Source organism: Paraflavitalea sp. (assembly GCF_059502485.1).
Genome location: NZ_JCACET010000008.1, coordinates 2,339,738 through 2,362,427, shown reverse-complemented (window position 1 = coordinate 2,362,427; position 22,690 = coordinate 2,339,738). Strand labels below are relative to the sequence as shown.

The window sequence follows — 22,690 nt, the reverse complement described above, 5'->3', positions numbered from 1 at the left end:
TGGTTGGTGGCAGATGCAGTAGCAAATATCATGGGGACGCTTTGAAAGAAAATTCGGACAATCAAAGATGCACATATAAGTAAGTCAGACCATCGGACAGTTAACTGATTTATTTATCCAACAGAACTAAAGTCATAATATCTTATTAGATTTGATAATTACTCTATTATTAACTTAAGTATAATTACTAATATGCCTCTTAGTTGGAATGAAATCAAAACTAGAGCTACAAACTTTAGCAAAGAATGGCAGGACGAGACAAATGAAAATGCTGAAGCTAAATCATTTTGGGACGGTTTCTTTAATGTTTTCGGCATTAGTCGCCGTAGGGTAGCTACTTTTGAGCAACAGGTAAAGAAAGCTGATGACAAACAAGGATATATTGATTTACTCTGGAAGGGTATGATTTTGATTGAACATAAAAGCCGTGGAAAAGACTTGGACAGAGCTTATAAACAAGCCAAAGATTATTTTCCAGGACTGAACGAAAAAGAACTTCCCAAATATATCCTTGTTAGCGATTTTGAGCGTTTTCGTTTATACGATCTTGAAAATAATGCTCAAACTGAATTTAAATTGAAAGATCTCATTAACCATGTTGGTCTATTCAGTGAAATAGCAGGGTATATAAAAAAAACATATAAAGAGCAGGACCCTGTCAATATACAAGCGGCTGAACTGATGGGTAAATTGCACGATAAGCTTAAAGCCATTGGCTATTCGGGTCATCATTTAGAAGTATATTTGGTACGCTTAGTGTTTTGCCTATTCGCGGATGATACCAACATATTTGAAAAAGGGATCTTTTATGAATATTTGGACATAAGAACTGAAGATGACGGCTCTGATCTATCAGGGCACCTAGCACAATTGTTTGATGTTCTCAATACTCCTACTAATGCCCGCTTAAAGTTTTTAGACGAGAATCTATCTGCTTTTCCATATGTAAACGGTAAACTCTTTGAAGAACGATTGCCCACGGCCGCATTTGATAGTGACATGCGTCGGATATTATTAGATTGCTGTTTGTTAGATTGGGGAAAAATTTCACCTGCCATATTTGGTTCCTTATTTCAAAGCGTAATGAATGAAAAAGAACGCAGAAACTTAGGAGCTCACTATACAAGTGAAAAGAATATTCTCAAACTTATTAAACCTTTATTTTTGGATGAACTCTGGAAAGAGTTTGAAGCAATCAAATACCATAAAGGAAAACTCCAAAATTTCCATGATAAAATAAGTAAGCTACGCTTCTTAGACCCAGCGTGCGGATGTGGCAACTTTCTAATAGTTGCATACAGGGAACTCAGATTGTTGGAAATTGAAATTATCAAAACACTTCTCTTCAAACATGAAAAACTTCGCCCGGAAGTAGCTGCCGAAGCAGGAATTGACATAATCCACCTGATTAAATGCGATGTAGATGCTTTCTATGGGATAGAATATGAAGAATTCCCTGCCCAAATCGCTCAAGTAGCAATGTGGTTGATTGATCACCAGATGAATCAACTGGTTAGCCAGACATTTGGAGAATATTATGTAAGATTACCATTAAAAAAGAGTGCAACGATAAAACATTATAATGCTCTAAGGCTTAACTGGCAAAGCTTGATTGAACCAATGCCATGGGAAACAGGACAGTTAAAATATGATTATATACTAGGAAATCCTCCCTTCTTGGGTAAGCAATATCAAAGTGCTGAACAAAAAGAAGATATGGACGACACATTTAAAGGTGTTAGTGGTGCAGGAGTATTAGACTACGTTACTGCCTGGTATATAAGAGCTGCAGAATATATGAAGGCTGTAAATTTAGGAGAAGGGAAAAACATAAATGGAACAAAGACGGCATTTGTAAGCACGAATTCAATCTCCCAAGGGGAGCAGGTCGCAATACTATGGAATGAGCTTTTTAACAAGTATCATATTAAAATTCATTTTGCACATAGAACTTTTAAATGGTCAAACGAAGCTAGAGGAAATGCAGCTGTTCATTGTGTAATCGTAGGGTTTGCAAACTTTGATGTCACAGAAAAAGTGATTTATGAATATGACAATATCACTAGCGAACCTCATGAGACAAAATCAAAAAACATAAACCCATATTTAGTTGAAGGCAAAGACATTTTTATCCCTACAAGAAAGAAACCTATCTGTAAAGTACCCGAAATTACTTATGGCAGTATGGCTAATGACGGAGGAAATTTATTACTCACTGACGAAGAAAGAAATGAATTGATTAAAAATGAACCTGCGGCTATCAAAATCATTCGACCGTTCTTAGGATCACAAGAATTTATTAACAATATCAAAAGATGGTGTATTTGGCTAAAAGATGTTAATCCAAATGATTTCAAAAATTTGAAACAAATAATTAGAAGAATTGAGGCAGTAAAAGAATACAGGTTGAATAGCTCTAGACCTACAACACGAAAACTTGCTGAATATCCCACATTATTTGGAGAAATAAGGCAACCTAATTCCGATTATATTATTATACCAGGAGTATCTTCAGAAAACCGAAAGTATATCCCTATAGGCTTTTTAGATAAAGACGTAATTGCTAGTGATCTTGCGAGAACAATCCCTAATGCAAACTCGTATATATTCGGAGTCTTGACATCACAGATGCACATGACTTGGGTCAAGTATGTATGTGGTAGGCTAAAAAGTGATTTTAGGTATTCAAACAGCTTAGTATATAACAATTACCCATGGCCTGAAAATATAACAGATAAACAAAAACAAATGGTTGAAAAGGCAGCTCTTGATATACTCCATGTAAGGGCACAATTTCCTAACAATAGCCTTGCAGATTTATATCAACCTAGTACCATGCCACCTGCATTGGTTAAGGCCCACTTAGTGCTTGATAAAACAGTAGATCTATGTTATAGGGCTCAACCATTTTCCAATGAAACTAAAAGGATCGAGTTTTTATTTGAACTGTATGATAAATATACTGGCGGGCTATTTACAAATCAAAAATCTAGAAAAAGTAATAGATCAAAAGGGTTGCTTGAATAAGATGAGTTTCATAAAGGCATTAGTAAAAGTTTAGCTTCGATCTAATACAGGTAGTCTAATCCCAATTTTATACAATGATACATAGCCCGTAATTTCTGTTGAAAACATTTTTCCCTTTTCAATATTTGCTTCAGATTTTTGATTAGCGTAAACAATAACTCCTTTAATATTTTCTCTTGAAGGGGTCGAAAGTCTACTGTAAACACCCTTCATTCTTGTATATCCAGCCAATTGCCTAACATCTTCTAGAGATGGTGCCTGAAAATGATATCTTGGTTTATATTTGCAATCAATAACACACTGAAATCCCTTTTCAGTAATTAATATATCTGTCTCCTTCCTCCGAAATGTATCGTGGTAAGATACACTACCTGGTACTGGAAAAATCTGCTTTAATTTTTGAAAGACATACAACTCAAAAAGTTTACTCATATCAATCCAAAATGGAGGTGTTTCATTTTGACATTGGCCAGTTTTACTTATGTTAAAAGAAAAACGCTTTAATATATATTTTCCCAGATTGATTGCGGAAGGATATTCTTTTAAAAAAGGATTAGTGTCAACCTTGACCCACTCATGCGGATCAGCCAATATTGAAACCTCGTCAAATGCAGGAGCGCAATAATTAAGAATATGTTTTAATTCGTTTGTTTGCGATAAACTAAAAAAATTATTCTTATTATTTAAATAGGAGCTTACGAATCCTAATACCAGTTTCAAAAATTGATTCTCTGCAGAATTGATACCATATTCCTGAAAATTGCAAATTGTCTGAGAAAGCCTATTGTTTAAAATATTCTGCTTTATTTGCTGGCTAACAAGTACTTTCCCCTTTATCCGCCCATTAAGACTTGCAGTTGTCCGGTAATAGGATTTTTTTAACCCTTTTCTTACTATTCGCTGAAGCAACTTTAGGAACTGGACTATCAAAATTGGAGATAGCAAATCCTTTTGCTGTGGAATTGTTATCCAGGGCTGATCAAATTCAACATGAAAAAGTTTATCTAGTTGTTCTATATTTTCAGTTGTCTCCAGGCTCTGCATAAGCATCGCAAGGAAATCCACTTCGGAGGTACTGTTTAATTTAGGTTCAACATAAACGGACGCAATTCCTGGTATTATCCAATCGGCTCCTACAAAATAACTTGACTCAGCAAAAAAATTATCTTCCCGCCTTTGTATGCGATAGCATAGTTGGTCAGGTTTATAAATAAAAAACCTATTATAGGAGGATTCCACCAGAACAGATCGCTGATAATCAGAAATCTTATCTAATGCCTTCTCTTGATATTGCTCTGAAATTAATAACAGACGATGCATATACTATAATGAAAGAGATAAAATGTAATTACGCACACTTACTCCATTTACCTCGCCTACCAAAATCCCGTCTTTAACGTATTCAAGAAGAATTGGCTTTATTTCATACTCAAGACGCATTTTCATGTTACCACTTTTATCTTGGTTTTCGATAAAATAAGAATGTCCAATTTGTACGGATTTTTTATCGAATTCAGGCGAAATATTAGAATCAAAAAGACCAGCTATCAGAGCAAATAAATTGTTATAGAATTTAGATCCTAATTCGGTAGAAAGGTTTTTCGGTAAAACATCCACAAAAGCAAAACGTCTTCTGATTGCATAATCAATATGTCCAATATTTCTATCAGCAGTATTCATCGTACCAATAATGTATAGATTTGGAGGTAGTACCAATCCCCTTTTCCCTTCGATTGCATACATGCTTTCAACTTGTTCTCCACGATATTCCATCGCATAAATCAGTTCACCTAAGACTGATGAAAGGTTTGCTCGATTGATTTCATCAATAATTAGAACATAGTTATTAATAATATGAACTTCTGAAGTTGGCATATATTGATATCGATCGAAGAATTTCCGCAGTAAAGACAGATAGTATGTAGCACGATAGTGAGCGTGCGTGTTAAGATCCTTAGAAATCGTACTCTGGTTAATATCTAAAGTTCCATTTAATACTGCTCTTATTAACGATCTGATATCAGTAAAATTCAGCCTGCTTGAGTGCTCCCAATCACTTCCATACCTGAAACAATCATCGTCCACTTTAAAAATACCTACAGTATCAGTCAACAAATATTGTTTCGCCACGATTTCACTATCAATGCTATCTTTAAATTCATTAAAATTATCTCGAACCCAATTATCCTGTTGAGTTCCTGAATTATTACTCTGGGACAATTGATGATTCTCTAATGCTTCTTCTGCAAGCAACCCTAATACTTTATTAACATTCTTATACTCTATCTGACCTCCATTGGGAACCGCTACGATTCCTCGTATTAAATCTTCATAGGTATATGATGGATGAAATTGAACCACCTTAATCAATCTACTATCAAAACAGCTAAGAACGTATTTTGCTATTGCAGCCTGATAAGCATCTCCACCAGTTAATGGTTTCTTTCTGATCAAATTGGAGTATGAGTCAATTATATGATTATAATTACGTCTCTGCATGTTCCCATTCTCCAATTGTAACGATATTCCACTTTCATCAACCACTACCACCTTATAAGGAAGATTATCATTAATGCTGTATACAATTGAACCTGGCTTGACTATTCTTTTAATATCCTGTATCGTAATTTGGCTAGGTCTTGTTAATTCAATGGCTAATTCTTTAGCCAGTTTTGTTTTGCCTGTGCCGGGAGGTCCCTGCAAAATGATTTGCTTTTTTGCACGTAATACGTCCAAAATATCATTCATATTATTTTCGCTTTTAATTTTTTGTACCTCTGTTATTCCAAGAGCGATGGCTGTATCAACTAACAGTGATCGATAAGATTGATCAAACTTAATAAAATCCCTTACCACGGATTCGTAGTCTGACTTAGAAATATCGATTTCAGTCCAGCATTCCTTATTAGCCGATAAGGAAGCCGGAAGATTTTGATATTCTTTCAATCCCATCATATGAAAATGAAGAGAATCGCTCAATCCGATAACATAACTCAATTTATTTTCGCAGTACTGAAAAAATCCTGAAGGATATACCCTTGCCCATTGATACTCCTGAAATACAAATTTTCCAGGACCAGCTTGTTTGCGAGGGTCTTTTCTTATTGAACAATCATACCCTTTTTCTTTCAACCGCTCACACAAAAAGTTCAATTTTTCGTATACAACTTTTAGCTCATCAAAAATATCATCAGATACTTCTTTTTTCGCATTGTTAGTGATAAGGTCTAAATCATCTTCAGTAATAAAATCCATAATAAAAAATTATCAATAAACAGGTACTAAATGCATACAACTTCCCAAAGCTAATTCTTCTGTCTTTGAGAAATTAAAATAGGAAAAATGCACTCCGATTTTCATACAAAAAACGGTGAAAACACCTATTTAAAGAGTTATTATCGCATCCTTCCGGAATCCATAATACTCTCGCCGACGCACATAGCCTAGCTGGTTGGTGAGCATCCGGGTGTTGCTGATCATAAACTCCGGGTTATTGGAATGGTGGTGGCCATAGATCCAGGCAGTGATGGGTGATTGTTCGATATAATCATATAGTTCCGTGGCAAAGGCTTCATTGATCACTGATCCTTTGTATTGCTTGGGATAGTACATGAAGGTAGGTACATGGTGGGTGGCTACGACGATGTTGGCGGTGGTGGCATCCGCTACAACCTGCTCAATAAATTGCCGGCATTCGTGGTGTAGGCGATTACTGTGCAATGGCCGGAAGCGTTCATCACCCTGCATGATCGACCTGTAATCGGTAACCGCGCGGGCAATATCCCACTCCGCTGCCGGGCCGATATGGGACCATAACGTAGAAAAGATGAGTGTTATATTGTTGTCTATTTGCTCCGCCTGGTTATTGATCAGGAATACATTTGGACGGACGGCTTCGCGAAAACCGCCACTACGCTGTGTTATATTGCTGCCATAGTATTCATGGTTGCCGGGCAGCCAGTAGATGGTTTTGAAATGATCGCTTAGGAAGGAAAAGAAATCGGCGCATTGCTCCATTTCTGTAAATGGAATGATATCGCCTGCCAGCACCAGTATATCCGCCACCGGAACAAGCGGATTGGCCTTTAGCCATTTTGTGTTTTCTGATAGCTCCAGGTGGAGATCGGAGCAATATTGGATGTTCATGATTATTATTGTTTACTGCGCGGCTTCTGCTTTTACTTCTCCCCCACTCTTGCGGTATACGCCCGGATTGACGCCCCTGTATTTTTTGAAGATGCGATTGAGGTGGCTTTTGTCGGTGAAGCCAAACTCGTCGGCGATTTCATTAATGCGCATGCTGCTGTGGAGCAACCGGTTTTCGATGAGTTTGAGTTTGTAGCCCAGCAAATACTCCTGCAGAGTCTCGCCGGTGTGCTTTTTGAAATAGCGGCCGAGATAAGTTTCAGAAACACCAAACTCATTGCTGATGGCTTCCGCGCGGAGGCGTTCGGGATAGTAGATGTTGGCCTGGATGTATTCGAGGATGCGAACGATCTTTTCTTCGCTGGCTTCATTGATGATGGCCGGGAAAGACTGGGTGATGTTGCGCGCCACCAGTACCAACAGGGTTTGCAGGTAATGCCTGATCAGGTCCTGGTGGTAAAGGCCGTGCTGCAGGTGCTCGCGGATGAGGCCATCCATAAGGTGCTTCACCGTGAGGCGGTCGGTCTCGTCTTTTAAGATGCAACCCGGTGCATGGTTGGCGTGCTGCAGGATGTGCTCCAGCCGCTCCATGAGAATGGAATCGCCTTTGGCGGATTGGAGGAACACGCTGTTGAAACGGATAAAGAAGAACTGGGTGGTCTGCTCGATGCGAAAGAGGTGACTATCGTGGGGCGCTACCAGGAAGAGGTTGCCGGGTTTGTAATGTAGTTCGGCCGTATTGATGTGTTGTGTGCCGCTGCCGCCTACAATGTACACCAGTTCAAAGAAGGTGTGGGCATGGAGGCCGCGGGGGCATTCGTCCATGTATTCTTTCAGCACCAGTTCCACCGGCTGGTGGAGGTTGTCCTTGATCATGGTACAAAAGTACACCAGAATGATGTACAAATACAACTTTGGGAGGGCTTGCAGAGGCGACCTTTGTGCAGGAAAGGCAACGAGGCAGCAAGGCATTGAGGCAACGAGGAATACAGATAAGCATTAGAATTTCAACATCTTAAAAGAATAAAAAGGACAATCATGAAAGCGCTCGTTTTACAGGAATATAATCAACCGCTTGTTTTACAGGAAGTCCCGAAGCCCGTGGCTGGCAGAGGACAGGTATTGGTAAGGGTTCATGCCAGTGGGGTGAATCCGCTGGATTTGAAGATACAGGCTGGTGTAGCTACACATGCCAGGACGCAATTGCCCGCTATTTTGGGCGTGGACCTGGCCGGAATAGTAGAAGCTGTTGGTGAAGGGGTTAGCCGGTTCAAACCGGGTGATAAGGTATATGGGATGACGGGCGGGGTGGCTGGCATTCAGGGTTCACTGGCGGAATATGCTGCCGTGGATGCAGACCTGCTGGCGCTGCAACCTACCAACTTATCTATGCGGCAGGCGGCGGCTGTGCCTTTGATCTTCATTACTGCGTGGGAAGGGTTGGTGGATGCGGCCCGGTTGCAGGCTGGTCAGACCGTATTGATCCATGGTGGTGCCGGTGGGGTGGGACATATTGCCGTGCAGATAGCAGTAGGGCTCGGGGCTAAAGTGTATGCTACGGTAAAGCAAGCAGACTTTGCACTGATTGAAAGTTATGGTGCTACGCCGATCGATTATACGCGTGAGCAGCCGGAGGATTATGTGAAAACGTATACGAGTGGTGAAGGTTTTGACATGATTCTGGATACGGTGGGTGAGGAAACACTGGCGGCTTCGTTCAACATCGTAAAACAATATGGTCATGTGGTGAGTATTTTGGGAAGGGGCACGCATAACCTTGCACCGTTGTCTTTTCGTAGTGGGTCGTATTCGGGTGTGTTTACGTTGTATCCATTGATCACGGGTAAGAACCGCAAGCATCATGGGGAGATTATGGCGGAGGCGACAGCATTGATTGAAGCTGGTAAGTTGATGCCGAGACTGGATGAGGCGAGGTATACGATGGAGACAGTGGCGGAGGCCTACGGCTCTATGAAGAATCGTACGGCTAAGGGTAAGGTTGTGGTGGAGGTTGGTTCATAAAGATAAGAAAGGGCACAAGTACTCCACGCGCTGTGCTGGGCGGCATACTTGCGCCAGTATATTGCATGCTTTTGCTTCGAAAAAAAGCCTCCACCGGCACAATCATCCGGCGGAGGCGGGCACCTGTTTATTAAGGAAGACTGAATAGAAGACCAATTAATTAAGCGCCATTCCGATTGCGGTGGCGATGACGCCTATATCTACCAGTACACTCAGAAAGAATGCGGGAATGGTGTACCTGGTAGGCATGGCCGCGAGGTTCACGATCAGCGCCAGGGCCATGGCTCCCAGTGCGGTCAGGAACAAGGCAAGGTTCAAGCCTGTGAGCGCTACTACCAATAATATAGTAAGAGGTGTTAGTACACAGCCATGTCCGCCAAGGGCTAAGGCCAGCCACATGAAGCGGCGTTCTTCCTGCCCATCGGCCCAGGTAATAAAGCGGGCGAATAATGAAGTATGCTCTTTTACGTATACTGGTTGTACTGATGGATGAATTGTTGTTGACATAACGGTTCGTTTTTACACTGTAAAATTGCCCATAAACCGTTTCTTTAATGATGACTGGTGTGAGGAGGGAATATGATTTTAGTCAGGTGGGGCACAAGTACGCCGCGCGCAGGGCCGGGCTGCATACTTGCGCCAGAATCAAGGGCTCAGCCTGACAGAAGGAGCTCAGTCTGACATTGTTTTTTCTCCTACTTTTGCCCGGCTTGTCATATCTTTTTATCAAATCCAAACGATTCATGTCTCTTCAACACATTGCAGTTATCGGGGCGGGTACCATGGGTAATGGTATCGCGCACGTGTTTGCCCAAAGTGGTTTTAAAGTCAACCTCATCGATGTTAATGCCGCTCAGCTGGAAAAGGCTGTGCAAACGATCAGTAAGAACCTCGACCGGCAGGTGACTAAAAACATTATCACGGAAGGTGTGAAGGATGCTACGCTTGCCAACATCACTACCGTTACTGACCTGGCGGCCGGTGTTAAAGAAGCCGACCTCGTGGTAGAGGCTGCCACCGAAAACATAGACCTCAAGCTCAAGATCTTCCGCCAACTGGATGAGGCCGCTCCTGCTGCTGCCATCCTGGCTACCAATACTTCTTCTATTTCCATCACCAAAATTGCTGCTGCTACCAAACGGGCCAACAAGGTGATCGGCATGCACTTCATGAATCCCGTGCCCGTGATGAAGCTCGTAGAGATCATCAATGGGTATGCTACCGACAAGGCGGTGACCGATATCATCGTATCACTGAGCAAACAGTTGGGTAAGGTCCCTTGTGTGGTGAATGATTATCCCGGCTTTATTGCCAACCGCATCCTGATGCCCATGATCAATGAGGCTATCTATAGCTTGTATGAAGGCGTGGCAGGCGTGGAAGCCATCGATACGGTGATGAAACTTGGTATGGCTCACCCAATGGGGCCTTTGCAACTGGCTGATTTTATCGGACTGGATGTATGTTATTCTATCCTCAACGTGCTGTATGAAGGTTTCGGTAATCCGAAGTATGCGCCTTGTCCGTTATTGACCAATATGGTGACGGCGGGCTACCTGGGCGTAAAGAGTGGCGAAGGGTTTTATAAATATACTGCGGGCAGTAAAGACCTCGTTGTGAGCGAACGGTTCAAATAAGAATTAAGCTTTCTTCACTTCTACATTACGGATATCATTCAACCTGTATAATGCTTCCTGGAGGCGGGCTTTGGAAATCCCGATCTTCAGGTGGCAGAAGAGGCCGAGCTCCTGCTCAATGACTGTGCAGTTGAGTTGTTTTACCACCATCATGATGTCGTTCATCTGTGAGTAGTCGAAATGCACGATATAGGGCACTTCGATGAAGCGCTGGGTGACAGGCATTACCTGCAGCACCAACGCAGCGGCGCTTTTGTAGGCGTTGATCAGTCCGGGTACGCCCAGCAGGGTGCCGCCAAAATAACGCACCACCACGATGAGCACATTGGTGATTTCTTTGCTGTCGATCTGTCCGAGGATGGGCTTGCCGGCAGTGCCTGATGGCTCGCCGTCGTCGCTCACGCGGAAGGTATTTTTATCGGTACCTATGCGGTAGGCAAAGCAATGGTGGGTTGCCTTGGGATGTTCTTTCTTGACCTCTTCGAGGCGCTGTTTAAACTCTTCTATCGTATTGATGGGATACGCGTAGGCGATGAATTTACTGCCCCTGTCCTTATACTCCGCGGTGGCGGGCTTTTCGACGGTATAATAGAATTCCTGTTCCTGCATGTTGGTTGTAATGGTTGGTGTCATCCTTCTCCCCTTTTCAAGGTCTGTATGGTATCTGTTCCTACGTGCTGTTGCGCTGCCGGCGTTGCTGCTCCGATGACCGGTGCTGCGATACCTGCATCCACAAACAGCTGCTCGTTGGTGATGATCCGGGCTTCGTCCCAGTATCCTTCATCAATGAATGACTGGAGCAATCGTGTGCCGCCTTCTATCAGTACGCTCAATATCTTTTGCTGGTACAACGCATTGGCGATCTGGTGCACGAGACTCACATCTTTGGTAACCTGGTAGTAGTGCAGGTTGCCCTGCTCTTCGTGCTGCAGCGTGTTGAATACGATGGTACGAACTTTTTTGTCGAAGATTTTCAAGGATGATGGTAGCCGCAAGTCCATATCGACCACCAGGCGTATGGGATCGGGGCCTGTCCACAGGCGGCTGTTGAGCTGGGGATCGTCGAACAGGGCCGTGTTGGTGCCTACCAGTATGGCTGCTTCTTCGCTACGCCATTTGTGTACCAGCCGGTTGGTGAGCTCGTTGCTAATGTGGAGCCGGGAATAATCTTCATTGGCGATGCAGCCATTGGCCGTTTGCGCCCATTTCAATAGGATGTAGGGCCGGTGGTATTTGTGGAACGTAAAGAATCGTTTGTTGAGCTCTGTAGCTTCTTTTTCCAATACGCCCACTGTGGTTTTGATGCCGGCGGCATGGAGCTTGTCGATGCCTTTGCCATCTACTTCTATGAAGGGATCGCGGCAACCAATGATAACCTCGGGTATGCGGTGGCGCACGATAAGGTCGGCACAGGGTGGCGTTTTGCCGTGGTGGGCGCAAGGCTCCAGCGACACGTACATGGTGGACTGGGAGATCAACGGGCGATCGGCTTCCTGTACGGAGTCGATGCAATTGACTTCGGCATGTGGTCCACCGTATTGCCGGTGAAAACCTTCTCCAATGATGCGGTCCTGGTGTACCAGCACCGCCCCTACCAGGGGGTTGGGCGCCACGTGGCCGGCTGCCTGCTGCGCCAGTTTCAGACAGCGATGGAGATATGTTTCGTGTTTGGTCAAGGAGGCGCGAAGATACGGAGGAACGGCCAGCTTCGAGCGGTAGAGTCGCCCGGGCCAGAGGCCCCGCAATAGGCTCACTCGCCAGAGGCGAGCGAGTGGGGAGAGTCGAGAGTTCCCATACCTTTGCGGCATGACGATCCAGCAGGCGCAACAGCAGTTAAGGGTGGAGTTACAATTGATCTATGATCCGCGGGAGGCCGCCAATATTGCCAATTGGGTGATGGAAAGTGTGACCGGGCTGGAGCGGATGGAGCGCCTGATACATCAGTATGACCCGCTTTCTGCGGCACAGGAAGCTACGCTGGCTGGCTATACCACTGCCCTGCTCGATCATGTGCCCGTGCAATATGTGCTGCATGAGTCCTGGTTTTACGGGTTGAAGTTGTATGTGGATGAACACGTATTGATTCCCCGGCCGGAAACAGAGGAGCTGGTACACTGGATCGTATCGGAACAAGACCCGGGCGCTATTCAAAGCCGGTTTACCAATTTCGATGTTATTCCGCTTACAGCTGCACAGGTTTTGCCTACTTCGGATTTTTTACCGGCACCACCGCATGTAAAGGATTTTCGTTTTCCGCATGTACGCATTCTGGATATTGGCACCGGCAGTGGCTGTATTCCCATCGCTTTGAAGAAGTCCTTGCCTGCCTCCGAAGTGCATGCCTGTGATGTGAGCGCCGGCGCCTTGCAGGTGGCGCGCAAAAATGGGGATACGCATGAAGCTGCCATCGAATGGCGGCAAGTGGATTTTCTGCGCACGTATGACTGGGACCTGCTGCCGCGGGTAGATATCATCGTCAGCAATCCTCCTTATATTCCTGTTAAAGACAAGGCTACCATGCACGACAATGTGTTACGGCATGAGCCACACCTCGCTTTGTTTGTAGCCGATGATGACCCGCTGTTGTTTTACCGGCATATTGCGCGGTTTGGTCAGCAGAAGCTATTGCCGGGTGGTAGTATTTATGTGGAGATCCATGAAGATCTTGGTGCTGCTACGGAAGCGGTTTTCCGGCAATATGGTTTTGAGGATACGGTTGTGAAGAAAGATATGCAGGGGAAAGACAGGATGGTGCGGGCGAGGAGGTAACTGTTTCCGATGGGCACAAGTACCCAGCGCTGCTGAGCCGGACGGCATACTTGCGCCAGTTGCGAGTCCTGAGTCAGGAATTGCTGATTAGCCTTTGGGTGTCATTTCTTCGAAAAGCTTCAGGTATACTACGAGGTACCAGAACAGGCCTATCATGGCAAAACCTACTATTGCTCCTAGCAGTTTGCTTTTAAGTTTCATTTGTACCGCCATCGGCACAGCTATCACCAGGGAAATAACGGGTTGTAAAAGGATGTTGCGCAGAAAATACACAAGTCCTCCGGAACGCTGTTCCACGCTATAGTTGGCTGCAACAAAAACGTAAGACTGGAAAATCAATTCACTAAAGAGTACTGTTATGCACCCTATCGCTATCAGATATACAATACTGGTGCCCGGAGACTGTGACAATATTTTTTTAAAGGTGAAGTGGAATACGGCGAACATGCTGAGAAATATCATGAGCCCGTAGACATTGATGGTGCCCTCACCTATATTTACCCACTGTGGTAATACATCCCGTAAAAAGTGCCGGGCGAAGAAAAGCGCGGTCAATGCTGCAATGGCCAGCAATAGTGTTTTACGGTTGTCGGTGGGCGCTGTCCTGTCGGGGACCGGCTCAACAATGTCTTCCAGCATAAGGGTTTGTTTGGATGAAGGGTATATCTTGTTTGGCACAAGCCCCCTCTCTCAATTATCTGCCCTGCATGCCTGCACCAGTTATTAACGTTTTTCTTATTTCACGTTCGCTACTACTTTGGCGCCTACGCTTTTGGAGACGCGCATGATGCGGAATATCTCGCCCCAGTAGGCAGTGGTATCGGCATTGATAACGACTACAGGGGTATCGATGGATTGTTTGAATTTAACGATCTCTGCTTTCAGCAAGGTGTCGAACAATATCGGATCGGCTCTTTTGGTGCCGATGTAGAATTGTTGTGCATTGTCGATCGACACAGTGATATGTTGTTTGGCCTTGGTATCTTTTGTTCCCCTCGGGTTGTTGACCTTAACAATGTTGGGGTTGGCAATGGTAGACACGATCAGGAAGAAGAACAGCAGGATGAACAGGATGTCGTTCAAGGCTCCTGCGTGTAGCTCCGGATGTGATCTTAACCTGCTTCTTAGATTCATTTATTACTTTATTTCAGTATTCTAATGGTGTCTCTCTTAAAGTACCCTTCGACAAGCTCAGGGTGACAATGGTTATCGCGTAGGTTCCTGCAGGATGTCGATGAACTCTGCGCTGGCTACTTCCATACGGTTTACGTTCTTATCGATCTGTGCATTGAGGAAGTTGTATCCTACATAGGCCAACAGACCAATGATCAATCCGCTGGCTGAAGTGATCATCTTGGTATAGATACCTCCGGCGATCTGCGCGGGGGTGAAGTCGCCTGATGCATTGATGTTGTAGAACAACTGCAGCATACCGAAGATGGTGCCAAGGAACCCGAACATCGGTGCGATGCCGTATACCAGTGAGAGCATGGAGAGGTTGCGCTCCATTTTATAGATCTCCAGCTTGCCTACGTTTTCCATGCTTTTCTCGATGGCGTCGATGGGCTTGCCGATACGTTGTAATCCTTTATCGATCATCCGGGCTACCGGATTGGTAGTATTCTTGGCGAGGGAACGGGCAGCTGATACGTTGCCACTGAACACATTATCACGGATGATGTTCATGAAATTGGGATCGATGTTGCTGGCTTTGCGGATAGCAATGAGGCGCTCGAAGAAGAAAAATACTGCCAATACTAGTAACAGTGCCAGGGGTATCATGAGGGGACCGCCGTGTGCCAACATTTCCATAACATTCATAGAGGGCGCTGTACCACTGGGTTGCATAACCTGTTTGAGTGAATCTGCATTGATCTGAAGAAAAAACCAATTCATCCAGTATTGTTTTTAGTGCTGTAAATGTATCAAATGTGTGCCTAAAACGTTTTGACGCCGTTAATATTTCTTAAAAGAATGTGAATTAAGGGTGGGGCTTCTTTAACTTCCTGATTGTTTTATCATCATGGCTTGTATCTGGCGCATGGTGTTTTCCATGCCATCGGGGCTTCCGTCGAGGAAGATGACGTTGCCTTTGCCGTATTCGGCAAAGTTTTTCACGGCTTCTGTCCACATGCTGAAGAGGATGACATTGGTATCGAGGTTGGCTTGTTTCATTTCTGCTGCTGCATGGCTCATACCCCTTGCTACTTCTTCGCGGAACAGGGCCACACCTTGTCCACGCAATTGTGCTGCCTGGCGTTCTGCTTCTGCAGCAATTTTGATGGCATTACCTTCTGCTTCTGCTGATTTGGTTTTGGTGATGAGGAGTGCCTGTCCTTCGTTTTCTGCTGCAGCTTTGAGGTTGTTGCTGGCCACTACCCTACTCATGGAATCCATGATCTGCTGGTCGAAGGTGATATCGTTGATCTGCAGGTCGAGCAGGTGGTATCCCCAATCTTCGAGCAGGTGATCTATCTGTTCTTTTACGTATTCAACGATCTCTTTGCGCAAGCCCAATATTTCAGCCTGGCGCTTCGTAGCCACAAATGAACGGATGGTGCCTTCGATGGTGCGGGTAAGCGCCTGCATCAGGTCGCGCTCGCTGAGGAATTTGAAGGCTACTTTTTTGATCGTTTCTTCTTCGCTGTTTTGTACTGCATAGAGCAGCATGCTTTTGAAGTATACATTGGCCTGATCGGCTGTGACGGCCTGGAACTCCATTTCCACTGAGCGGTTTTGTACGCTGACCCTGCGATAGATCCTTTCGAAAAAGGGTATCAGGAAGTTCAGACCGGGCCGCACCACGCGCTGGTACTTACCAAACATCGTGATAACGCCGATATAACCCTGGTTGATGGTTTTTAGTCCGGCAAACAAGATGAGGATTACAATGATGACCCACCAGTAGGATTGAAGGAGATCCATATATAAATATTTTGCTGAAAGTAGTCTTTTTTGTGAAATACTCAGCCGGGAAGACGGGAAGGCGGCAAGGCTATTGCCTATTCCCTACCTTTGCGCCTTTGTTACACATCATGACGCAACATTATTCTTTATTGATAGTAGGTGGCGGGCCAATCGGGCTGGCCTGTGGACTGGCTGCGCAAAAGGCGGGTCTGGATTATGTGATCATCGAGAAGGGCTGTCTGACCAATTCTCTGTATAACTATCCATTAAACATGACCTTTTTTTCCACGTCGGAGCGACTGGAGATCGGTGGTGTTCCTTTCGTGTCGAACAATGCGAAGCCCATCCGGCCTGAAGCATTGGAATATTACCGGCGGGTCACGACTTCCAACAACCTGCATGTGCAATTGCAGGAGGAGGTGCAGGATATTATCCGGCAGGATCAACATTATGTGGTGAGTACTTCGCGCGCTTCGTATACGGCTACGCATATCATTATCGCTACGGGCTTTTATGATATTCCCAAACTGCTGGATGTTCCCGGCGAAGGGCTGCCCAAGGTGCTGCATTATTATAAAGAGGCGCACTTTTATGCGCTGCAAAAAGTAGTGGTGGTAGGCGCCAGCAACTCAGCCATCGACGCTGCGCTGGAGACCTGGCGCAAGGGTGCGGAAGTGACGCTGATCGTGCGGAAGGATAAGATCGGCGAACGGGTGAAGTATTGGGTGAAGCCTGATATGGAGAACCGCATCAAAGAGGGTAGCATCAAAGTGTTTTTCAATTCAAACCTGCAGGCTGTGCGGGAGCATGAAGTGGATATCATTACGCCTGATGGCGTGGTGACTATTCCCAATGACTATGTGATTGCGCTGACGGGTTATCAACCCAATTTTGATTTCCTGCGGCGGGTGGGTATTGAGCTTTCTGATGATGCTATTTTACAGCCTGCTTATAATCCGGAGACGATGGAGACCAATCTGCCGAATGTGTACCTCGCGGGGGTGGTATGTGGGGGTATGAATACGCATTTGTGGTTTATCGAGAATTCGCGGGAGCATGCGGATAAAATTATGAAAAATATATTGGCTCACTCTCTTCGATAGACATAGATCTCTACTCTTCTGTTCTGCTGGCGGCCGGCGGGCGTTTTGTTGCTGCGTACGGGCCGGAGGAATGCATAGCTGCGGGTGGTGAAAGAGATTTTTCCGGCTGGTAATTTTTTCTCTACATATTCTTTTACGGCTATTGCGCGGTTGCGTGATAGTGCTTCATTGTAGGCCAATGTGCCGACGCTATCAGTATGTCCTTCTATAACGACTGAATCGACCTGGAAGCTATTGAGCTTGCGGGCAAAGCTATCGAGTGATCCAAAGCTTTTGGGCGATAGCTGGTAGCTGGCTGTGGCAAAGAAAATATCCGGGATGATCAGCGTATCGATGTGTTGTTTGGGTGGTATGGGCCTGTTGGCTGTTTTGGGCAGGGGCTTGACAGGTGGTGGATTTTTGGTATTGATGTATACCTGTCTTCTGAGAAATTCGTGGCGCTGGTTTTCTCTATAGATATCGGCTTTCACGCTATCGGCCTGCGGACAAAGGCCTTCCTGCTTATCGAGCGGTATGAGCGATACTGCATCGAGGTAGAAGTAGTAATTGCGCTGCATGTCGGGCGCGTTGCGAAAGGTCCACTCTTTGCGGTTGAAGCTACCGATGGTGATGTAGCCTTCTTCTCCCGTAGCGGTATAAATGAGCCGCACTTTTTGCCAGTTGTTGGGGTCTGCGTCCAGGGTGTCCAGTGCATTGATGGCCCAAAGCTGTGGCTGTATTTCTTTGTAGTTCCTTTTCTCATACAGGAAATCGCCGGCACTGAAATAAACACCTACACTATCCAATATATCGTGCCGGGAGCGCACCCAGAACTCCACCTGGTATTGATGTCCGGTCTGCAGGCCACAGAGCAGGCGGGTACGAATGAAGTAGTGCGTGCCGGGTGTTTTATAAGCAGTTCCGGAAGCAAGGCCTACGAAGTGTGTTCCATCGTAGGCTTTGCCGGGTGTATAATAGTAATAGTTGTCGTAGAAGGAATTGGCAACCCAGGATTCAGGGGCGCAGTTTTGCTTGTATTCAACGCAAATGTTCTCGTCTTCGAACCCGCCGTTGGAGACGAGGTTCTGGGCGTGGACGGATACGGACAAGAGAATCACCAGGAAGGATAGTATTCCTTTTGCTTCGATAGCAGATTTCTCACTCCGCTGTCGCTCCGTTCGAAATGACAAAAAAGAGGGAGCATTCAAAATGACAATGTATTTTAGTTGACCAGTTGACGAGTTAACAGGTTAAAAGGTTGGATGCTTACGCCTTTTCCTCCCAGATCATAGCCAAATGAACTATCGTTTCTACGCTCTTCTGCATATCCTGCACGCTTACGTATTCGTGTTTGCCGTGGAAGGCCATTTCGCCGGTGAAGATATTGGGGCAGGGCAATCCCATAAATGATAAGCGTGAGCCGTCTGTGCCGCCTCGGGCGCTCATTTCTATCACCTCTACTCCTGCCCGCTCTATTGCTGCTTTTGCATATTCGGATACCTGCGGGTGGTTGTCGAGTATTTCTTTCATGTTGCGGTATTGCTCTCTTACCACCATCTCGGCTTTGGCGCCAGGGAATTTCCGGAGTGCATAATCCATTTCATCGCGCAGGGCGTTTTCATAGGCGGCGAGCTTATGCGTCCAGAAGTCGCGGATGATGAACTGCAGGGTGGCTTTTTCGATCGTGCCTTCTATCTGCACGGGGTGCACGAAGCCATAGCGGTCTTCGGTGGTTTCGGGCGACCAGCTATCTTTCGGCAATTGCTCCAGGAAAGTGGCTGCCACTTTAATGGCATTTACCAGTTTGTCTTTTGCATAGCCGGGATGCGCACTCACGCCCTGTACTGTGATAGTGACAGAATCGGCCGAGAAGGTTTCAGCTTCAAAGGAACCGCGTTCTCCACCATCGAGGGTGTACGCGAAATCGGCGCCCAGTTTTTTGAGGTCCACATGGTCTACACCGTGTCCTATTTCTTCATCGGGCGTAAAGAGTATTTTGATCGTGCCGTGCTTTACTTCCGGATGGGTGGTGAGGTAGTGGGCCATGTCCATGATCACTGCAATGCCTGCTTTATCGTCTGCGCCCAGCAACGTGGTGCCGGAAGCGGTGATGATGTCGTCTCCTATCTTTTTGCGCAGGTAAGGGTGTGCTTCGGGTGTAATGATCTGTGTGGGATCATCGGGCAACACGATATTGCCGCCATCATATTTGTGGTGCACGATCGGTTTCACGCCTGTGCCCGTGCAATCGGGCGCAGTATCCATGTGGGCGCAATAGCAGATGACGGGCACCTGTTTATCGGTATTGGACGGTATGGTAGCATATACATATCCGTATTCGTCGAGGTGGGCATCTGTGAGGCCTATCTGCAGGAGTTCCTGCACCAGCATGCGACCCAGTGTTTTTTGTTTTTCGGTGGAGGGGAAGGTTTTCGATTGGGGATCACTCTGCGTGTCTATCTGCACATATCTTAGAAACTTTTCCTGTACGGTGAAGGAATATTTATCGAACATGGGATTGTATTTTTGGCAAGATATATTATTATGGCTGTAACCAATCATCCCCTACCCGCTATCCGGCAAGGCTGGGTGCGCGCTATTGTTTTTTTTATCGTACATATTGGTATTTATTTACTGGTTGGCAGTATTGCCGGGGCCGCCTGGATACTGCAGCATCCGGAAGTTACCACCAAGGAGCTCATCAACGACCCTACGCTCGATGCTGTTGTGGTTGCCGGCAGCACCTTCCTGTCTATCATTTTGGTTTTTGTATTCCGCCGTTTTGTGGACCGGCAGTCCATCCTAAGCATGGGCTTTACGTGGAAAGGGCATCAACGGTACGCCTGGGCGGGTTTCCTGCTGGGGATTGTGTTGCTGGGTATCGGTTCGCTGATCTTATGTGGTACGCAAAAGATCGATTGGGTGGAAACCCGGCTGGATGTGGGCCCAATTGTATCGGGGCTGGTATTGTTTGCGCTGACTGCTTTGAGCGAGGAGATCACTTTCAGGGGCTATATGCTGAATAATATGTTGCTGTCTATGCCCCGGTGGCCGGCACTTGGTGCGGTGACGGTGCTTTTTGCATTGATGCACATAGGCAACGCACACCTGAACCTGGTGGCTATTGTAAATCTGCTGGCCGGGGGCTTGTTGCTGGGCATCAATTATGTGTATACCCGCAATTTATGGTTCTCGGTTTTCTTTCATTTCAGCTGGAATTTCTTTCAGGGTACGGTGCTGGGGTATGAGGTGAGCGGACTGAGCGGACAATCGATCTGGCATATGGAGCGCAAGGGGGATGACCTGCTCACCGGTGGTGCTTTTGGCTTTGAGGGGTCGGCGGTGGCCACGGGGTTGTTGCTGCTGGCCGTGTTGTTTTGCCTGTACAGGCCTGTTTGGGATGCGGCACTGGGGGCACAAGTACGCCACGCGCAGGGCCCGAGCGGCATACTTGCGCCAGAACCAGCGGGTAAGAAACAAGGCTGAGCAGGGGCGAAAAGGCACGCCTTGGTTCGTGAGGACACGAACCAAGGCGTGAAGCAAAGCCAGAGGCTTTGAAATACCCGTCATCCCGCCATTCGGCGGGAAGGCTGGCGACTGACATAAAAAAGTCCCGCCGGAGGCGGGACAGACCATCTAACTTACTATACTACTATTTTTAAAGGGCTGGTTAGCGCTTTTTGGTGGCTTTCTTTTTAGCTGTTGCTTTAGGGGCTTCCACAACCGGCTCGGCTACCACTTCTCCGGGGTATTCCACTTTACCGGAGGGGATGGGCAGATCGCCAAAGACCGGCGGGAAAATGAGGGAGAAGTTCTCGATCGAGTTGTGGCTTACATCTACAAACTTCCAGTTTTGACCGGCATCGTTGGATTGTCCTACGAGGTAAGACGTTACCAGTGCTTTTTTATCATTGATAAAGGTGTTGCGCACTTTTTCTATCACACACTGCCATTGATCGATGTCGTTGCGCATCTCTATGACACGGATCGTTTCCGGCTTTTCTTCGAGCTTGGGCTCGTTACGAAAATAAATGGTGACCACATGTTCTTTGAACTGCTGGGCTCCTCCGTAATATTTAATGGCGGTGGGGTTGGTAAGTTCCGTATAGGTTTTCCAGTCCTGGTAGAAATGGGCCTTTACAAAGCTTTCTGCAAACTTCATGGCATTGCGGGTGGCAACGGCCGTATCTGACTCCTGGGCCTGGGTTTGCTGAGCAGTGAACAGCAACAGGAATGAACCAAGGATAGTGGTGTAAACGCGTTTCATAGGGTATACATTTGAGGCCAAAATATAAAAAAGCCCGGTAAGTTCATACCGGGCTTTTACTATCCTAAAATGCAGTTTTCTGCACAGTAAATCAAGGCATTATGATGCGGGAAGCACCGCCACCGATGGACACCAGTTCGATGTCGAAGATAAGGTCTTCGCCAGCAAGGGGATGGTTGGCATCGAGGGTCACGCTTTCTTCCTTAATATCAGTGATCACCACAGGGATAACCTGTCCAGAACCATTGGTCATGTTGAGACGCATGCCCAGTTCGGGGTTCATATCCGGGGGAAAGTTGGCTTTGGGGAATTCTACCAGCATGCCAGGGTCTTTGGGACCGTAAGCCTGCTCAACGGGTATCTGGATGGTCTTTTTTTCGCCTATTGCCATGCCAGTCACGCCATTGTCGAATCCGGCAATAACGGAGCCACTACCTACTTCAAATTCGAGTGGTTCACGGCCTTCTGAAGAGTCGAAGGTTGTTCCATCTGTTAACCGGCCATGGTAGTGCACCTTTACGGTATCACCCGATTTTGCTTGTTGCATTTACAAAGTGTTTTAGTATGTTATTAAACTTCAGTCACCACCTCGTTTCTAATCATACACGGACGAGAAGAAAGACCGGTTACTGCCGACAAAGTAACGGGAAAAAAATCATACCAGGGACGGGAAATTCGAGATGTCAGTTGCCAGTTGCAGGTTGCAAGTTTCAGGGGAAAAGGCTACGAGGAGGGTTTTGAAGTCAGGGGATGAAAGGACTGGTACGGGAGATTAAATTTGTGTTACCGACCCGACTATGATTGTTTGGAACTTATACAGGCTATTGGCTCCT

Annotated in this window: 21 protein-coding genes; 6 read left to right on the top strand and 15 right to left on the bottom strand. The window is 45.9% G+C overall.

The annotated features are described in order from the left end of the window. The first annotated feature begins 192 nt into the window (after window positions 1-192). A complete protein-coding gene (locus AC5JBY_RS12010) occupies window positions 193-3,027 on the top strand; it encodes a class I SAM-dependent DNA methyltransferase (protein WP_495904834.1) in 2,835 nt (944 codons plus the stop codon). Window positions 3,028-3,057: 30 nt separating this feature from the next. Here the strand turns inward: AC5JBY_RS12010 and AC5JBY_RS12005 are convergent, their stop codons facing one another. The 4 genes from AC5JBY_RS12005 to AC5JBY_RS11990 form a co-directional block, all read right to left on the bottom strand. Beyond that, the gene (locus AC5JBY_RS12005; RefSeq protein WP_495904833.1) at window positions 3,058-4,347 is read right to left on the bottom strand and encodes a 5-methylcytosine restriction system specificity protein McrC; all 1,290 of its coding nucleotides are present in this window, start codon (window positions 4,345-4,347) and stop codon (window positions 3,058-3,060) included. Between the two features lie 3 nt (window positions 4,348-4,350). Next, a complete protein-coding gene (locus AC5JBY_RS12000) occupies window positions 4,351-6,282 on the bottom strand; it encodes an AAA family ATPase (RefSeq protein WP_495904832.1) in 1,932 nt (643 codons plus the stop codon). A gap of 129 nt (window positions 6,283-6,411) precedes the next feature. Continuing rightward, window positions 6,412-7,173 (bottom strand): metallophosphoesterase, encoded by a 762-nt coding sequence (locus AC5JBY_RS11995; RefSeq protein ID WP_495904831.1) that lies wholly within the window; start codon window positions 7,171-7,173, stop codon window positions 6,412-6,414. A 12-nt stretch (window positions 7,174-7,185) separates the two neighbouring features. Beyond that, window positions 7,186-8,049, bottom strand: coding sequence for an AraC family transcriptional regulator (locus AC5JBY_RS11990; protein ID WP_495904830.1), 864 nt, complete (start codon window positions 8,047-8,049; stop codon window positions 7,186-7,188). Window positions 8,050-8,211: 162 nt separating this feature from the next. On the opposite strand from AC5JBY_RS11990, the gene AC5JBY_RS11985 reads away from it, so the two are divergent. Continuing rightward, entirely contained in the window at window positions 8,212-9,195 is a 984-nt protein-coding gene (locus AC5JBY_RS11985; protein WP_495904829.1) for a zinc-dependent alcohol dehydrogenase family protein, read from the top strand. Window positions 9,196-9,351: 156 nt separating this feature from the next. Here the strand turns inward: AC5JBY_RS11985 and AC5JBY_RS11980 are convergent, their stop codons facing one another. Continuing rightward, window positions 9,352-9,702 carry a hypothetical protein gene (locus tag AC5JBY_RS11980; RefSeq protein WP_495904828.1) on the bottom strand — a complete coding sequence of 117 codons (351 nt, stop codon included), beginning with the start codon at window positions 9,700-9,702 and terminating at the stop codon, window positions 9,352-9,354. 236 nt (window positions 9,703-9,938) lie between these two features. On the opposite strand from AC5JBY_RS11980, the gene AC5JBY_RS11975 reads away from it, so the two are divergent. Beyond that, entirely contained in the window at window positions 9,939-10,832 is an 894-nt protein-coding gene (locus tag AC5JBY_RS11975; RefSeq protein WP_495904827.1) for a 3-hydroxybutyryl-CoA dehydrogenase, read from the top strand. A gap of 3 nt (window positions 10,833-10,835) precedes the next feature. On the opposite strand, the gene AC5JBY_RS11970 is transcribed toward AC5JBY_RS11975, so the two are convergent. Both AC5JBY_RS11970 and ribD read right to left on the bottom strand, forming a co-directional pair. Beyond that, window positions 10,836-11,465: an IMPACT family protein gene (locus AC5JBY_RS11970; RefSeq protein ID WP_495904826.1), complete on the bottom strand. Its 630-nt coding sequence runs from the start codon at window positions 11,463-11,465 to the stop codon at window positions 10,836-10,838. After that, the gene (ribD, locus tag AC5JBY_RS11965) at window positions 11,462-12,508 is read right to left on the bottom strand and encodes a bifunctional diaminohydroxyphosphoribosylaminopyrimidine deaminase/5-amino-6-(5-phosphoribosylamino)uracil reductase RibD (RefSeq protein ID WP_495904825.1); all 1,047 of its coding nucleotides are present in this window, start codon (window positions 12,506-12,508) and stop codon (window positions 11,462-11,464) included. The genes AC5JBY_RS11970 and ribD overlap by 4 nt, the downstream gene beginning before the upstream one ends. Window positions 12,509-12,638: 130 nt before the next feature. Here ribD and prmC point away from each other — a divergent pair, with 130 nt between their 5' ends. After that, window positions 12,639-13,601: a peptide chain release factor N(5)-glutamine methyltransferase gene (prmC, locus tag AC5JBY_RS11960; protein WP_495904824.1), complete on the top strand. Its 963-nt coding sequence runs from the start codon at window positions 12,639-12,641 to the stop codon at window positions 13,599-13,601. 87 nt (window positions 13,602-13,688) lie between these two features. Here the strand turns inward: prmC and AC5JBY_RS11955 are convergent, their stop codons facing one another. From AC5JBY_RS11955 to AC5JBY_RS11940, 4 genes are all read right to left on the bottom strand, one after another. Then, window positions 13,689-14,240: a hypothetical protein gene (locus tag AC5JBY_RS11955; protein ID WP_495904823.1), complete on the bottom strand. Its 552-nt coding sequence runs from the start codon at window positions 14,238-14,240 to the stop codon at window positions 13,689-13,691. Window positions 14,241-14,336: 96 nt separating this feature from the next. After that, entirely contained in the window at window positions 14,337-14,735 is a 399-nt protein-coding gene (locus AC5JBY_RS11950) for a biopolymer transporter ExbD (protein WP_495904822.1), read from the bottom strand. A gap of 72 nt (window positions 14,736-14,807) precedes the next feature. Continuing rightward, entirely contained in the window at window positions 14,808-15,497 is a 690-nt protein-coding gene (locus tag AC5JBY_RS11945) for a MotA/TolQ/ExbB proton channel family protein (protein WP_495904821.1), read from the bottom strand. A 102-nt stretch (window positions 15,498-15,599) separates the two neighbouring features. Further along, the gene (locus tag AC5JBY_RS11940; RefSeq protein WP_495904820.1) at window positions 15,600-16,526 is read right to left on the bottom strand and encodes an SPFH domain-containing protein; all 927 of its coding nucleotides are present in this window, start codon (window positions 16,524-16,526) and stop codon (window positions 15,600-15,602) included. A 110-nt stretch (window positions 16,527-16,636) separates the two neighbouring features. Between AC5JBY_RS11940 and AC5JBY_RS11935 the strand changes: the two genes are divergently transcribed. Beyond that, a complete protein-coding gene (locus AC5JBY_RS11935; protein WP_495904819.1) occupies window positions 16,637-17,611 on the top strand; it encodes a YpdA family putative bacillithiol disulfide reductase in 975 nt (324 codons plus the stop codon). Here AC5JBY_RS11935 and AC5JBY_RS11930 read toward each other — a convergent pair. Continuing rightward, a complete protein-coding gene (locus AC5JBY_RS11930) occupies window positions 17,596-18,780 on the bottom strand; it encodes an OmpA family protein (RefSeq protein ID WP_495904818.1) in 1,185 nt (394 codons plus the stop codon). The genes AC5JBY_RS11935 and AC5JBY_RS11930 overlap by 16 nt on opposite strands. A 76-nt stretch (window positions 18,781-18,856) precedes the next feature. Beyond that, a complete protein-coding gene (gene pepT / locus AC5JBY_RS11925; protein ID WP_495904817.1) occupies window positions 18,857-20,104 on the bottom strand; it encodes a peptidase T in 1,248 nt (415 codons plus the stop codon). A gap of 30 nt (window positions 20,105-20,134) precedes the next feature. Between pepT and AC5JBY_RS11920 the strand changes: the two genes are divergently transcribed. Beyond that, a complete protein-coding gene (locus AC5JBY_RS11920) occupies window positions 20,135-21,076 on the top strand; it encodes a CPBP family intramembrane glutamic endopeptidase (protein WP_495904816.1) in 942 nt (313 codons plus the stop codon). A gap of 184 nt (window positions 21,077-21,260) precedes the next feature. On the opposite strand, the gene AC5JBY_RS11915 is transcribed toward AC5JBY_RS11920, so the two are convergent. Both AC5JBY_RS11915 and AC5JBY_RS11910 read right to left on the bottom strand, forming a co-directional pair. After that, window positions 21,261-21,857, bottom strand: a complete 597-nt coding sequence (locus AC5JBY_RS11915) for a hypothetical protein (RefSeq protein ID WP_495904815.1) — start codon at window positions 21,855-21,857, stop codon at window positions 21,261-21,263. A 91-nt stretch (window positions 21,858-21,948) separates the two neighbouring features. Next, the gene (locus AC5JBY_RS11910; protein WP_495904814.1) at window positions 21,949-22,404 is read right to left on the bottom strand and encodes an FKBP-type peptidyl-prolyl cis-trans isomerase; all 456 of its coding nucleotides are present in this window, start codon (window positions 22,402-22,404) and stop codon (window positions 21,949-21,951) included. Between the last annotated feature and the right edge of the window lie 286 nt (window positions 22,405-22,690).

Excerpts from the sequence above, each read along its gene's own strand:
- AC5JBY_RS11955 (WP_495904823.1), bottom strand. The coding sequence starts at position 14,240 with ATGCTGGAAGACATTGTTGAGCCGGTCCCCGACAGGACAGCGCCCACC.
- AC5JBY_RS12010 (WP_495904834.1), top strand. The coding sequence starts at position 193 with ATGCCTCTTAGTTGGAATGAAATCAAAACTAGAGCTACAAACTTTAGC.
- prmC (WP_495904824.1), top strand. The coding sequence starts at position 12,639 with ATGACGATCCAGCAGGCGCAACAGCAGTTAAGGGTGGAGTTACAATTG.
- AC5JBY_RS11950 (WP_495904822.1), bottom strand. The coding sequence starts at position 14,735 with ATGAATCTAAGAAGCAGGTTAAGATCACATCCGGAGCTACACGCAGGA.
- AC5JBY_RS11910 (WP_495904814.1), bottom strand. The coding sequence starts at position 22,404 with ATGCAACAAGCAAAATCGGGTGATACCGTAAAGGTGCACTACCATGGC.
- AC5JBY_RS11970 (WP_495904826.1), bottom strand. The coding sequence starts at position 11,465 with ATGACACCAACCATTACAACCAACATGCAGGAACAGGAATTCTATTAT.
- AC5JBY_RS11935 (WP_495904819.1), top strand. The coding sequence starts at position 16,637 with ATGACGCAACATTATTCTTTATTGATAGTAGGTGGCGGGCCAATCGGG.
- pepT (WP_495904817.1), bottom strand. The coding sequence starts at position 20,104 with ATGTTCGATAAATATTCCTTCACCGTACAGGAAAAGTTTCTAAGATAT.
- AC5JBY_RS12000 (WP_495904832.1), bottom strand. The coding sequence starts at position 6,282 with ATGGATTTTATTACTGAAGATGATTTAGACCTTATCACTAACAATGCG.
- AC5JBY_RS11980 (WP_495904828.1), bottom strand. The coding sequence starts at position 9,702 with ATGTCAACAACAATTCATCCATCAGTACAACCAGTATACGTAAAAGAG.
- AC5JBY_RS11945 (WP_495904821.1), bottom strand. The coding sequence starts at position 15,497 with ATGAATTGGTTTTTTCTTCAGATCAATGCAGATTCACTCAAACAGGTT.
- AC5JBY_RS11975 (WP_495904827.1), top strand. The coding sequence starts at position 9,939 with ATGTCTCTTCAACACATTGCAGTTATCGGGGCGGGTACCATGGGTAAT.
- AC5JBY_RS11995 (WP_495904831.1), bottom strand. The coding sequence starts at position 7,173 with ATGAACATCCAATATTGCTCCGATCTCCACCTGGAGCTATCAGAAAAC.
- AC5JBY_RS11990 (WP_495904830.1), bottom strand. The coding sequence starts at position 8,049 with ATGATCAAGGACAACCTCCACCAGCCGGTGGAACTGGTGCTGAAAGAA.
- AC5JBY_RS11915 (WP_495904815.1), bottom strand. The coding sequence starts at position 21,857 with ATGAAACGCGTTTACACCACTATCCTTGGTTCATTCCTGTTGCTGTTC.
- AC5JBY_RS12005 (WP_495904833.1), bottom strand. The coding sequence starts at position 4,347 with ATGCATCGTCTGTTATTAATTTCAGAGCAATATCAAGAGAAGGCATTA.
- AC5JBY_RS11920 (WP_495904816.1), top strand. The coding sequence starts at position 20,135 with ATGGCTGTAACCAATCATCCCCTACCCGCTATCCGGCAAGGCTGGGTG.
- AC5JBY_RS11940 (WP_495904820.1), bottom strand. The coding sequence starts at position 16,526 with ATGGATCTCCTTCAATCCTACTGGTGGGTCATCATTGTAATCCTCATC.
- AC5JBY_RS11985 (WP_495904829.1), top strand. The coding sequence starts at position 8,212 with ATGAAAGCGCTCGTTTTACAGGAATATAATCAACCGCTTGTTTTACAG.